This is a genomic window from Carboxylicivirga sp. (genome assembly GCF_982718395.1).
The window spans coordinates 53,131-65,810 of the sequence record NZ_CEXQWX010000011.1; the positions used below are offsets into that span (position 1 = coordinate 53,131).

Here is a 12,680-nt window from a genome sequence, read left to right on the forward strand (position 1 = left end):
TTTCCCTTAATTGTGATTGAGTGATTCTTCGAAATACATTTTTTCGTATATATTCAGCGTAAAATACAAAAGGATGAAAAGACAAATTACAATCACCATTTTACTATTATCTTTTAATTGGGGTTTTTCTCAGGAACTTAAAGAAGAGCATCAGGAAGTTGTTAGAACATTCATTGATTGCATCAAAAACGATGATGTTGATAATTTAAAAACAATGATTGCTTACCCACTGAAGAGAAAACACCCTCTTATGAGTATTAATAATGAACATGAATTTCAGAAACGATATCATAAAATATTCGATGATAGTTTAAGGATAATTATAAGTTCATCTGATATAGAGAATGATTGGTCAGCAGTTGGCTGGAGAGGTATCATGTTTAACAATGGAGAGTTATGGCTGGATTATGATGGAAAACTGATTGCGCTCAACTATCAATCTGCGTTTGAACGAAAGAAAATAGAGACACTCGTTAATGGAAGCAAAGAATTAATTCACGAAAGCATAAAGGAGTTTGAAAAGCCAATCCTTATTATGGGGACTAAAAGGTTTAGAGTAAGGATTGATCAATTGAGTAATGGGAAATATAGGTATGCTTCATGGTCAATCAAGTCTGAGATGAGTGAAGCGCCGGATTTAGTATTAAAAAATGGGACTGTAATCCATGAAGGTAGTGGAGGAAATCATAGATATGAGTTTTACAATGGAATCTATACATATGTTTGTTCAATTAATAATATTGGAGCTGATGATACACCTCCGGGTGAATTGATCGTTTATAAGAATGATAAATCAATATTGAATGAATCAGCGCATATATTGCGAAAATAAGTTATTTGGAATTGTGATATATTAATGATTCATATGACACCAACAACGAAAGAAATTACTCTGTCTTATACCAATAAGCTATGTATGAAATTGAAGGCTATAAAACCGAGAAACTAACCATAGACTTAGTCTGGGCCAATATTTTCGGAATCATAATTCTGATACCCATCCTTATTGTTTATGGATTACCTTATTATCTAATCTGGAATCCGGTAATTGATATTAAAGGATTTATGGATAGCTTAAGTTTTCAGATGGTAAGTTATAAGTTTGCTATCGTTGTATGTTCATTATTATCAGGTATTGTGTTACATGAACTAATACATGGCATCACCTGGGCGATCTTTGCTAAACAAGGATTTAAGTCTATTAGATTTGGCATACTATGGACAATGCTTACACCCTATTGTCATTGCAAAGAGCCTCTAAGTGTAAGACAGTACATTATTGGGGCACTGACACCAGCTGTTTTTCTGGGAGTGGCACCTGCAATATTTGGAATCTGGACACAAGATCTGGGAATGTTGGCGTTTGGGACATTCTTTACTATGGCAGCAGCCGGAGACTTTTTGGTGGTTAACTTGTTGCGAAATGAGAAAAGTACAGATTTGGTTCAGGATCATCCTTCTGAAGCAGGTTGTTTTGTCTATAGAAAGATAGACTGAAAATTTAATTTAACTGATGGTCTCTGTATTTAATAATTAATTGAATAGAAGAATATTCACCAAACAACCATTGATAACCAAATTAACTAATGAATTTAACCACAAATTATGCTACTTATCACAAATTGAGAATTGCCATGCAATTCATGTTTATCGAAGATAAACACATCTGTGCAATTTGATCAATTTGTGGTTTACAACTACTTGCGCAGCAAGCTACATATATTATTATCAGGCATGGAAAACTTCAGTAAATTATTAATAAGGCTTCCTTCGGGAATTAACATTAATCCACAACTATTGAAAGTGATTCAATATAATGCATTTTGTAGACAAAGTATTGTATGTTCTCGGATATAAACGTTTGGTTGTTCTTCAAGATGATCACTTGACCTGCACATGAATATGATCATCGTGCCTCACCGAGTGGCATCCATGAAAGCGGATTTTTTTGTGTTTCAGATGCAGGCGTTCGGTCAGGTGAGGCTCCAGAAAAACCTTTTCAACAGCGTTGGGCATCATTAGCGCTTCCATCAATGTTTTGGTGCCTTTCTCAGAAAAGCGAAGTTCGTCATTAATGCTGCCTAAAGTAAGGTATTTAGGTGCATCGTAGTAGGAGAATCCAGCTATTTGGCAAGCTTTTGTTTGGTTAATCTCACCATTTCGTGGCTCTTCAAAAACACCATAACCACTTATTGATTTTGAGGAATTAACAATTTGACCATGTTTGTTTTCATATATCAAGCTCAGGTCAATTTTCTTGCCGTCGCTATGACTCAGGTGTGGGAGTAAAGGGAAGCCATCAATCAATGGAAAATTTGCATCAAGATAACGGATTACAAGATGCTTATTCTTTTTACCAAGTTCTTCCGAAACCATTCTTAGATAATTATTTACTTCCGGTCTTACATAATTGCGGTTCATCAACACAGTCATGTAATTGGCTGGCTTTAGATTATCGTAGTGAACAATGCGCTCTCTGTTAAAAAGTTTAGCAAGTAGAGGCGTAGTAAGAAAGGTACCAAGAGAATAGATAATAATAAAAGCAGCTAATCCCTTTAACGGAAAGGAATGTTTTATACGATTGCAAAAAACGAAAGACATTAAATAAACAACACCGCCAATTTGCGTTACTAAGGTGAGTAACAGAAACACCAATACATGCATTAACATCTTCCAGTTCTTTCTCATTGACAGTACTTAAAGCTTAGCAATATAGTCTTTTAATCTGTCATTGATGAAATATCTCCATCCCATTGTGCAGTTTTCTCTGGTGAACTCGGGCACTTTCGGATGAAAACTTTCCAACCCTTCGTTGGTCAGTGTTAAAAATGTTTTATGATCATTTTTGTCAATTCTAAAGGTGACATATCCTGTTCCTTTGTAGCCTTCGTAGCACCACTCGTATTTAATTAACTTCTCGGGAATTACTTCGATAATCTTCCATAGGTGCATAAATTGTCGTTCACCTGCATCTACCATAAATTTGGTTTCAAAGCCTACCTCAGCTTTAAAATCAGGTATATTGTCGAAAAACCACTGGCGCATTTCTTCGACATTGGTGATGGCTTTCCATAGTCTGGATGGCTTACAGTTAAATTGCTGCTCTGTTTTTATAGTAGTTTCTTTCATTGACAAGAGTTTTCTGCAAATTACATGTTTATCACCTAACTCCAAAGCGTTACTTATGATTCGTAGCTTTTTTCCCGCAGATTGCACAGATTATCACAGAATCTTATTCCCTCAGTTAAGTGAAACTGTATTCAGCGCAAACCGGTGCTACTCCGCTTAACGCATTAGAAACGCTTAGCGAGTTTATTCCATGGAATGCTTTGTAATTGCTGAAGTGGGGAGGAGGTTGAAATTGTTAAAGGTGATTTCCCTGAAGCATTATTAATCGCAAATACAGAATATAACCTAAGATTCGTAAGTTTTTTCTTTTCTGCTGGTCCTCAAGGATTTCTATTCGCTCAAGCGAGTGAAACTATTTTCAGCGTAAATCCGCGCTATCTGCGGGCTGTAAAATTCTGTTTGCGGAATTATGGTATCAAAAAAATTGTATCTTTAGCGGTCGAGTTTGAATGGAAAATCCAATAGATCAGTTTTATGGAGATTAAAAGGACCTTTGATTTGCTTGCTAACCTCAAGCAAAATATCAATAAAGAAGATATATTGTGTGCCAAACGAAATGGTGAATGGGTTAAATTCAGTGTTAAAGAGTATAGCGAACAAGCCAGACTGTTTAGTTATGGTTTATTAGCCAAAGGCTTTCAAAAAGGTGACAAAATAGTTACGGTTTCCAACAACCGACCCGAGTGGAACTTTGTAGACATGGGCATGTCGATGATTGGGGTGGTACATGTACCGGTTTATCCTACCATTTCCGATGAAGAATATAAGTATATCCTGGAACACAGTGATGCTAAGATGCTGATCGTATCCGATATAATACTTTATCGTCGACTAAAAGAAGTGGCCAAAGACATAGGCAGTATTAAGGAGATATACACATTCAATGACATCAAGGATGCTGCCAATTGGAGTGAAATAACCAATCTGGGAGAGCAGGAGCGTATTAAGTGGAAAGATCAGTTTAAAGAAATCCGGAACAACATTTCAGAAGATGAGTTGGTGTCCATTATTTATACATCGGGTACAACTGGTAATCCTAAAGGAGTGATGCTGAGTCATAAAAACTTTATGAGCAATATGCATGATGCTTTGCCAAGGTATCCGCTGATGTCAACGGATAGAATTCTGAGCTTTTTACCTTTATGTCATGTCTACGAGCGCATGATCAACTACCTTTACCAGTTTAATGGCTGCAGTATCTATTATGCCGAAAACCTGGGAACAATCGCACAGGATTTAAAGGATATTAAAGCCAATGCTTTTGTTACTGTACCCCGCGTGATAGAGCGCATCTATGACAAGCTGGTGTCGAAAGGAAATGACCTGTCAGGTGTTAAGAAAGCTTTGTTCTTCTGGGCAATGCGTTTGGGAGAACGCTACCGGACCAATGGTAAGAATTATCCCTTATATGCAGCTAAACTAAAGATTGCACGTAAGCTGATTTTCTCGAAATGGCAAAAAGCTTTTGGCGGGAATCTGCGTTTTGTGGTAAGTGGAGGAGCAGCATTGCAACCCCGCCTAAGCCGATTATTTTTTGCAGCTGGTATACCATTGATGGAGGGCTATGGCTTAACTGAAACAGCACCCGTTATTGCATCGAATTATACCGAAGAATCTGGTAATTTGATGATTGGTACGGTTGGTACGGTGTTCGATAGTGTTGAGGTTCGTATTGAGGATGATGGAGAGATTCTGGCCAAGGGACCAAATATTATGATGGGCTATTATAAAGATGAGAAAACAACTGCTGAGGTTATTAATAAAGATGGCTGGTTTCATACAGGTGACATCGGAACTTTGATTAAGGGTAAGTTTCTGAAAATAACCGATCGTAAAAAAGAGATGTTTAAATTATCGAGTGGTAAATACATTGCCCCTCAATCAATTGAAAATCTCTTAAAAGAGTCAGATTTTATTGAGCAGGCAATTATCGTCGGTGAAAGTGAGAAGTATGCCGGCGCTATACTGGCACCTAACTTCGAATACTTGCACATGTGGGCGCACGATCATAAAGTGCATTTCCGGGATAACCAGGAACTGATAAAAGACGAAAATATTATGGGCGTATTCCGTAAAGAGGTGATACGTTATAATAAGATGATCGGCAAGCATGAAGAGATTAAACGTTTTCGCCTGGTACATGAGGCGTGGACAGCAGCCAGTGGAGAATTATCACCAACTTTAAAACTCAGACGAAGAGTTATCTATAGGAAATATGCTGATATTCTTCGTGAGATGTATTCGTATGGAGAAAACGAGGAAAATAAAGGATCGATTAAATTCAATTAATAAAATGAAGAAAATAACTGCATTTGCTTTTTGTCTATTGTGCACTGTACTAGCGGTTGGCCAGGAAAATGCATTTAACAGACTGGATTTCCTTATTGGTGATTGGGGTGGCAATGGCTCTGGTTTTGGTAATAATAAATCCAAAATTGAGTCAAGCTTTCACTATGTAATGGATGGAAAATACATTGAAGTGGTTAATGACTCAAAGTTTGAGCCAACAGAAAAAAAGCCCGAGGGAGAACACCATATCGATAAGGGATTTATTAGTTACGATAGTAACAGGCAACTAATTGTATTCAGGCAATTTAATATTGAAGGATTTGTTAATCAATATGTCTTAAATGATAGTATTAGCAATGATTCTACCCTTGTATTTGAAACAGAAGATATTGAGAATTTAAATGGAGGTAAGGCACGCTGGACAATTAAGAAATTATCGACTACTGAATTTGAAACAATCTTTGAGGTTAAGTTTCCTGGAAGGGAATTTATGTGTTTTGGAACAAATAATCTGACAAAGAAATAGGACACACAGCGCACTGTTATCATTTACTCATCGGATGAATATGAACGTGATGTAAATATTCATCCGACGAGTAAAAAAACAAAATGCTTTGGAATTTCTCCCAAAGCATTTTGTTTTTTATAGTCAAGCTGTAAATAGTCTCATATCTCAATACTTACATCTCATCTCTTTTTTACTTCTTCATTTCTTTATAAGCATTTACCAAACCATTGGTTGAAGCATCGTGAGAAGTAACTGCATCATCACTTTGCAACTCAGGTAAAATGGCGTTAGCTAATTGCTTACCAAGTTCAACACCCCATTGGTCGAAACTGTAAATATTCCAAAGAATACCCTGAACAAAAATCTTATGCTCGTACATGGCGATTAATGAACCTAAGGTGCGTGGATTCAACTCCTTCATCAGAATCGAGTTGGTAGGAATATTACCTAAGAATACTTTGAATGGTAATAAAGCTGCAATTTCTTTTTCTGATTTACCAGCTGCTTTTAACTCTTCTGTTACTTGTTCTTCAGTCTTACCTACCATCATGGCCTCAGTCTGAGCAAAGAAGTTAGCCAGCAACTTTGGATGATGATCGCTCAATGGATTATGACTTTTCGCTGTTGCCATAAAGTCACAAGGTATCAATTTCGTTCCCTGGTGAATCAACTGGTAAAAAGCATGCTGACCATTTGTTCCGGGCTCACCCCAAAGAATAGGTCCAGTCTGATAGTTAACTCGCTCACCATTGCGGTCAACGTATTTACCGTTACTTTCCATATTACCTTGCTGGAAATAGGCCGAAAAACGGTGCATATACTGGTCATATGGTAAGATGGCTTCTGTTTCAGCTCCGTAGAAGTTGTTATACCAGATACCAATCATCGCCAGTATAACGGGTAAATTACTTTCGAACGAACAGGTTTTAAAGTGGATATCCATGGCATGCGCACCTTCCAGTAATTCATGGAAGTTGTCAAAGCCAATTCCACAGGCAATGCTCAAACCAATAGCCGACCATAATGAATAACGACCACCTACCCAATTCCAGAACTCGAACATATTGGCAGTATCAATACCAAAAGCAGCAACAGCTTCAGCATTGGTAGAAAGAGCCACGAAATGCTTAGCAACAGCAGCTTTGTCATTAGCAGCCTCCAGGAACCAAGATTTAGCCGAGTTGGCATTGGTCATAGTTTCCTGAGTGGTAAAGGTTTTTGAAGCAATGATAAAAAGTGTTGTTTCAGGATTAACCACTTTCAATGCTTCGGCAATGTGTGTTCCGTCAACATTGGATACAAAATGAAGATTGACGTTCTTTTTGTATGGTTTTAAAGCTTCAGTAACCATCAAAGGACCTAAGTCTGAACCACCAATACCAATGTTTACGATATCAGTGATAGCTTTTCCTGTGTATCCCTTCCATTCGCCGGAAATAACTTTCTCAGAGAAGGTTTTCATTTGATCAAGCACACGGTTAATATCGGGCATCACGTTTTTACCATCCACCATAACAGGAGTGTTGCTACGGTTACGTAAAGCAGTATGTAACACCGCACGATTTTCGGTTACATTGATTGCTTCACCGGCAAAAACACTGTTGATAGCATCTTTTAAACCACACTCTTCTGCCAATTGAAATAGCAATGACATTACCTTATCGTCGATGCGGTTTTTTGAATAATCCAAAAGAATGTCTTCGAAGCGTAATGAATACTTTTCGAAACGCTGGCCATCCTTGGCAAATAAATCTTTCATGTGTGTGTCTTTGAACTCGGCATAATAGGCCTCAAGTTCTTTCCACGCTTTGGTAGTAGTTGGATTAATACCTGGTAACATGTTAGTAGTATTTGTTTGTTTGTATTGATAATATTGTTTCCCGCTGATTACGCTGATTTACGCTGAAAAGTTTATTTGTGTTTGAATCTGCGTTTATCTGTTTTCTTAACGAGTTGTTTTAGTATGATTTGATTGTTTTGTGTGATTATCAGCGTTATCTATGGGATAATCCTGTTATAATCCATTCACTTTTCTAAATATTCCACTTTTTATTTCATCAGTATTAAAATTGACTAATATTCCCAGTTTTATGTCTGTTACTTTCAGATATGTTATCAATTGCTTATGATGAACTTCAGCCAGGTTTTCAACGGATTTTATTTCAATAATCACTTTATCTTCAACCAGTAGATCAAGTCTGAATCCAACATCAATTTTTGTATCTTTATAATAAACAGGTACCGGAGCTTCTTTTTCAACTTTTAATCCTGATTCTTTTAGTTCATGAAATAATGCTGCGGAATATACTGATTCTAATAAACCAGGACCTAGTGCATTGTAAACACTAAAAATAGCTCCCCGAATTTTATAAGATATATCGTTTTCTGTCATTGATATTAATCTTTTCTCTCTGATTGCGCGGATTTATGCTGATGAGTTTACTAATATTCTATTCTGCGATTATCTGCGCAATCTGCGGGACAATAATCTATTATCTTAGATGTTCGGTCAATAATCGTATCTCCATAGCTGGGGAAATCTTATCATAAATGATGTTGTAAACAGCTTCGGTAATAGGCATATTAACTTTGTACTTATCATTTATTTGATGAATGCTTTTAACCGCATAATATCCTTCGGCAATCATTAACATCTCCATTTGAGCATATTTCACCGAGTAACCTTTACCGATCATGGTTCCAAACATACGGTTACGGCTAAATTGTGAATAAGCCGTTACCAGCAGGTCACCCAGGTAGGCAGAGCTCTTAATATCGCGGGTTATTGGATGGACAGTATCAACAAAACGTTTCATTTCCTGAATAGCATTGGAGATCAATACTGCCTGAAAGTTATCACCATAACCTAAGCCATGACAGATTCCGGATGCTACTGCCATGATGTTTTTCAGAACAGCGGCATATTCAGTACCATATATATCATCTGAAATTGTAGTCATGATATATGGTGTTTTCATAAAACCAGCAAAGGCGCGAGCCTTTTTAATGTCCTGGCAGGCAATTGTTAAATACGATAATCTTTCAAGTGCCACCTCCTCAGCATGACAAGGTCCGCTAATCACCCCAATGGACTCAGTAGGCACCTGATACTTTTGATTGAAATATTGTCCGATTATCAGATTTTCATCAGGGACCAACCCTTTAATGGCTGATACAACGAATTTATCTTTTAACGATTCAGAAAGGTTTTCTAAAGCTGACTTAATAAATGCAGATGGAATAGCGAGAATTATTATGTCAGACTGGCGTACCACTTCATTTATATCGTCAGAGAAATCGATTCTATCAGGATTAAATTCAACACTTGTAAGGTAATTGGGGTTATGGCGGTAACGCTTGAAACCCTCAATATGCGCTTCATCTCGAAAATACCAATTGATGGATGTAACATTGTTTAATAGCATTTTAGCAATAGCAGTCGCCCAGCTTCCACTACCGATAATACCTACCTTAGATGATTCATCCATATATTGTGTTGTTTTGTTTAGAGAGATAAAAATAAGACAAAAAAGGAAACATTGCCTTTTTTGTCTTACCATGTTAAGATTTTCTTAAGATAACCAAGCTTTTACATCGTCTTGCGATGGATTGTTTAGACCCAGTTTGTTCTTTTTATTGTATCCGCAGATATCTTGAAATAATTTTGTTGGTTTCACCTCTTTAAGAGCATCAACTTTACTGAATCCAACTTTGCGGATAACTTCGATCCACTCGGGTGCAATTCCAAGTTCTGCAAATTTCTCATCACCATCTGGTACAATGCGTTTTTCAGGTCGCATTTGCGGGAAGAATAATACATCCTGGATAGAATCTGAGTTGGTCATCAACATGGTTAAGCGGTCGATACCGATTCCCATACCCGATGTAGGAGGCATACCATATTCCAGCGCACGAACAAAGTCATGATCAATGAACATAGCTTCATCATCACCTTTTTCAGATAAGCGCATTTGCTCTTCAAAGCGCTCTTTCTGGTCGATTGGGTGGTTTAACTCAGAATAAGCATTACAAATCTCCTTACCGTTTACCATCAACTCAAAACGCTCAGTCAGTTCAGGATTATCACGGTGACGCTTAGCCAAAGGAGACATCTCAACCGGATAGTCAGTAATGAAAGTTGGCTGGATGTAGTTGTGCTCACATTTTTCACCAAAGATTTCATCAATCAGTTTGCCTTTACCCATTGAATCATCAATCTCAATTTCCAGATCAGCACAAACACCACGTAACTGCTCTTCGTTCATTCCTGAAACATCAATACCGGTGTGCTCCTTAATGGCATCCAAAATAGAAATGCGCTTATAAGGTCTCTTAAACTCAATAGTTTTGTCGCCGACCTGTAGTTCAGTCTTGCCATGTAGATCTATAGCCACTTTTTCCACCATCTCTTCGGTGAAATCCATCATCCACTTATAATCTTTATAAGCAACATAGATTTCCATCACCGTAAACTCAGGGTTGTGAGTGCGATCCATTCCTTCGTTACGGAAGTCTTTGGCAAACTCATAAACGCCATCAAATCCACCAACAATTAATCGCTTCAGGTAAAGCTCATTGGCAATACGCAGATACAATGGAATATCTAAAGCATTGTGATGCGTAATAAACGGACGTGCAGCAGCTCCACCAGGAATTGATTGCAAGATCGGTGTTTCAACTTCCAGGTAACCACGTTCGTTAAAGAATTGACGCATACTATTCATCAGCTTTGTACGCTTAACAAATACATCTTTCACACCTTCATTTACGATCAGGTCAACATAGCGCTGACGGTAACGTAACTCAGGATCAGAAAATGCATCGTACACTTTTCCATCTTTTTCTTTAACAATAGGAAGTGGTTTAAGTGATTTGCTCAAAACGGTCATTTCCTTCACGTGAACAGTTGTTTCACCCATTTGTGTTTGGAAAACAAATCCCTTAACACCAATGATATCACCGATGTCCAAAAGTTTTTTGAATACGGTGTTATATAATGTTTTATCCTCACCCGGACACATGTCATCACGGTTCAGATAGATCTGAATACGTCCTTCAGTATCTTTTAATTCGGCAAAAGAAGCTTTACCCATGATCCGACGGCTCATGATACGACCGGCAATCACTACTTCTTTCAGATTATTTTTTTCAGGATCAAACTCCTGTTTTATCTCAGTTGACAGATGAGTGGTTTTATATTCTGCTGCCGGATACGGATTAATGCCCAGCTTGTTTAGCTCCTCTAAACTTTTTCGTCTGATAATTTCCTGTTCGCTCAGTTCCAACGTACTCATTCTATTAATCTATTTTTAGAACATTACTAAAATGACAGAATTACCTGTCAACCGTTATTGTTTTCCGTTTAAAATGGGGAAAAGTTTTGCAAAGATAATGGTTTTCATCGAATTTGGTATTTTGTCATTTATTAGTTCAAATGTTTTATTTTATTTAACGACTTGAACTACATTTGTTAATGTTATGGAAATAATTGGAGCCAATAAATTCTCAAATATAGATGCCTATTTATTTGATTTAGGGGGAGTTATTGTTGATATTGATCCTCAGGCTGCTATTGAGGCTTTTCAGCAAATTGGGCTTCATAATCTTGAAGAACAGATTACTCACGGGCATCATAATGGATTGTTTAAACAATATGAGCTAGGTGCAATCAGCACGACAGAGTTTATTGATCATATACAGCAAATGTTACCAAAAAGAGTAGATGATCAGGTTATTATAGATGCCTGGTCTGAAATGTTGGTCATGTTACCTGCCTGCCGGGTTGAACTATTACAAAAGATTGCAAAGGAAAAACCTGTGTATTTGCTTAGTAACACTAATGAGATTCATCGTAAAGCTTATTTAGGGATGGCCGAAGGGTATGATAATATTGAGCCCATATTTAAAAAGGCATATTATTCATTCGAGATAAGATTTAATAAACCAGACCTTGATTGCTTCAAATATGTCATAAAAGATGCTGAGTTAATTCCAGAGCGGACCTTGTTTCTTGATGACTCACAACTGAATCTGGATGCTGCTCAAGAATTGGGTTTTAAAACATTATTAGTCTCCAAAGAGAAACCAATTGAGTCGATCTTTAGATAAGAGTTTCGGTAGATATACTTAGGCAAATTTTTGACCCACAATTTTTATTGGACTTATGGTATATATTCCACTTGTGTTGATTTACAATATGATGAATGATCTTATATCCAACACCTAATCCACAGTGGTTGTTTGATCGCTTATTGGTTTTTTCAAACAACTGAATATCTTCCATCAATGGTATCGAAATCATTCCAACACCGTTGTCAATAACCTCAATGTCTAAATTTGTGTTACTCTGTAAACGTATTATTACATCTTGCTTAGAGAATTTTAAAGCATTTCTTAGAAGCTCCTTAATTGTTACCTCAAAATAGTGGGTGTCTATTTTATACCAGCATGAATGATCGATGAACTTATATTCTATTTGGATTTTTCTTTCAGGATATTCGGCCTCAACTTGCTCGATGATATCTTTTAATAGGTAAATGATTGTTGTTGTATCAATAACACTAAATTTGAATTTAGCTGTATTACTTTCTAACTCGGAAATAAGAATAAGATAGTCAATTTTATTAGTTAGTTCTCTTGAACTTTGCCAGATATCATTGCTCAATTGTCGCGTAGTCTCATCATTCGATAATAGCTTCAAACCAACATCTAAGAGTCCAAGCACACCATTTAATGGTGTCCTTATTTCATGACT

Annotated in this window: 12 protein-coding genes; 5 read left to right on the plus strand and 7 right to left on the minus strand. The window is 37.0% G+C overall.

Going from position 1 to position 12,680, the window contains the following annotated elements; genetic code table 11:
- The first annotated feature begins 73 nt into the window (after positions 1–73).
- Together AC4MRQ_RS04050 and AC4MRQ_RS04055 are read left to right on the plus strand one after the other, a co-directional pair.
- A complete protein-coding gene (locus AC4MRQ_RS04050) occupies positions 74–832 on the plus strand; it encodes a hypothetical protein (protein WP_491196367.1) in 759 nt (252 codons plus the stop codon).
- 80 nt (positions 833–912) lie between these two features.
- Complete coding sequence (locus AC4MRQ_RS04055) at positions 913–1,497, plus strand: DUF3267 domain-containing protein (RefSeq protein ID WP_491196368.1); 585 nt, start codon at positions 913–915, stop codon at positions 1,495–1,497.
- A gap of 384 nt (positions 1,498–1,881) precedes the next feature.
- Here the strand turns inward: AC4MRQ_RS04055 and AC4MRQ_RS04060 are convergent, their stop codons facing one another.
- The gene (locus AC4MRQ_RS04060; RefSeq protein ID WP_491196369.1) at positions 1,882–2,688 is read right to left on the minus strand and encodes a hypothetical protein; all 807 of its coding nucleotides are present in this window, start codon (positions 2,686–2,688) and stop codon (positions 1,882–1,884) included.
- Between the two features lie 9 nt (positions 2,689–2,697).
- Positions 2,698–3,129 carry an SRPBCC family protein gene (locus AC4MRQ_RS04065; protein ID WP_491196370.1) on the minus strand — a complete coding sequence of 144 codons (432 nt, stop codon included), beginning with the start codon at positions 3,127–3,129 and terminating at the stop codon, positions 2,698–2,700.
- A 474-nt stretch (positions 3,130–3,603) separates the two neighbouring features.
- Between AC4MRQ_RS04065 and AC4MRQ_RS04070 the strand changes: the two genes are divergently transcribed.
- Together AC4MRQ_RS04070 and AC4MRQ_RS04075 are read left to right on the plus strand one after the other, a co-directional pair.
- A complete protein-coding gene (locus AC4MRQ_RS04070; protein WP_491196371.1) occupies positions 3,604–5,418 on the plus strand; it encodes an AMP-dependent synthetase/ligase in 1,815 nt (604 codons plus the stop codon).
- Between the two features lie 4 nt (positions 5,419–5,422).
- Positions 5,423–5,944: a hypothetical protein gene (locus AC4MRQ_RS04075; RefSeq protein WP_491196372.1), complete on the plus strand. Its 522-nt coding sequence runs from the start codon at positions 5,423–5,425 to the stop codon at positions 5,942–5,944.
- Between the two features lie 172 nt (positions 5,945–6,116).
- On the opposite strand, the gene pgi is transcribed toward AC4MRQ_RS04075, so the two are convergent.
- The 4 genes from pgi to lysS form a co-directional block, all read right to left on the minus strand.
- A complete protein-coding gene (gene pgi, locus AC4MRQ_RS04080; protein WP_491196373.1) occupies positions 6,117–7,766 on the minus strand; it encodes a glucose-6-phosphate isomerase in 1,650 nt (549 codons plus the stop codon).
- 174 nt (positions 7,767–7,940) lie between these two features.
- On the minus strand, positions 7,941–8,318 hold the full coding sequence (locus AC4MRQ_RS04085) for a GxxExxY protein (protein WP_491196374.1): 378 nt from the start codon (positions 8,316–8,318) through the stop codon (positions 7,941–7,943).
- A gap of 100 nt (positions 8,319–8,418) precedes the next feature.
- Complete coding sequence (locus AC4MRQ_RS04090) at positions 8,419–9,414, minus strand: NAD(P)H-dependent glycerol-3-phosphate dehydrogenase (RefSeq protein ID WP_491196375.1); 996 nt, start codon at positions 9,412–9,414, stop codon at positions 8,419–8,421.
- Between the two features lie 84 nt (positions 9,415–9,498).
- Positions 9,499–11,220 (minus strand): lysine--tRNA ligase, encoded by a 1,722-nt coding sequence (gene lysS, locus AC4MRQ_RS04095; protein ID WP_491196376.1) that lies wholly within the window; start codon positions 11,218–11,220, stop codon positions 9,499–9,501.
- A 184-nt stretch (positions 11,221–11,404) separates the two neighbouring features.
- On the opposite strand from lysS, the gene AC4MRQ_RS04100 reads away from it, so the two are divergent.
- Entirely contained in the window at positions 11,405–12,034 is a 630-nt protein-coding gene (locus tag AC4MRQ_RS04100) for an HAD family hydrolase (RefSeq protein ID WP_491196377.1), read from the plus strand.
- Here AC4MRQ_RS04100 and AC4MRQ_RS04105 read toward each other — a convergent pair.
- Positions 12,027–12,680 (minus strand): sensor histidine kinase (locus AC4MRQ_RS04105; protein WP_491196378.1); only part of this gene is annotated, 654 nt, incomplete at its 5' end. The genes AC4MRQ_RS04100 and AC4MRQ_RS04105 overlap by 8 nt on opposite strands.

Excerpts from the sequence above, each read along its gene's own strand:
- AC4MRQ_RS04050 (WP_491196367.1), top strand. The coding sequence starts at position 74 with ATGAAAAGACAAATTACAATCACCATTTTACTATTATCTTTTAATTGG.
- AC4MRQ_RS04055 (WP_491196368.1), top strand. The coding sequence starts at position 913 with ATGTATGAAATTGAAGGCTATAAAACCGAGAAACTAACCATAGACTTA.
- AC4MRQ_RS04060 (WP_491196369.1), bottom strand. The coding sequence starts at position 2,688 with ATGAGAAAGAACTGGAAGATGTTAATGCATGTATTGGTGTTTCTGTTA.
- AC4MRQ_RS04065 (WP_491196370.1), bottom strand. The coding sequence starts at position 3,129 with ATGAAAGAAACTACTATAAAAACAGAGCAGCAATTTAACTGTAAGCCA.
- AC4MRQ_RS04070 (WP_491196371.1), top strand. The coding sequence starts at position 3,604 with ATGGAGATTAAAAGGACCTTTGATTTGCTTGCTAACCTCAAGCAAAAT.
- AC4MRQ_RS04075 (WP_491196372.1), top strand. The coding sequence starts at position 5,423 with ATGAAGAAAATAACTGCATTTGCTTTTTGTCTATTGTGCACTGTACTA.
- pgi (WP_491196373.1), bottom strand. The coding sequence starts at position 7,766 with ATGTTACCAGGTATTAATCCAACTACTACCAAAGCGTGGAAAGAACTT.
- AC4MRQ_RS04085 (WP_491196374.1), bottom strand. The coding sequence starts at position 8,318 with ATGACAGAAAACGATATATCTTATAAAATTCGGGGAGCTATTTTTAGT.
- AC4MRQ_RS04090 (WP_491196375.1), bottom strand. The coding sequence starts at position 9,414 with ATGGATGAATCATCTAAGGTAGGTATTATCGGTAGTGGAAGCTGGGCG.
- lysS (WP_491196376.1), bottom strand. The coding sequence starts at position 11,220 with ATGAGTACGTTGGAACTGAGCGAACAGGAAATTATCAGACGAAAAAGT.
- AC4MRQ_RS04100 (WP_491196377.1), top strand. The coding sequence starts at position 11,405 with ATGGAAATAATTGGAGCCAATAAATTCTCAAATATAGATGCCTATTTA.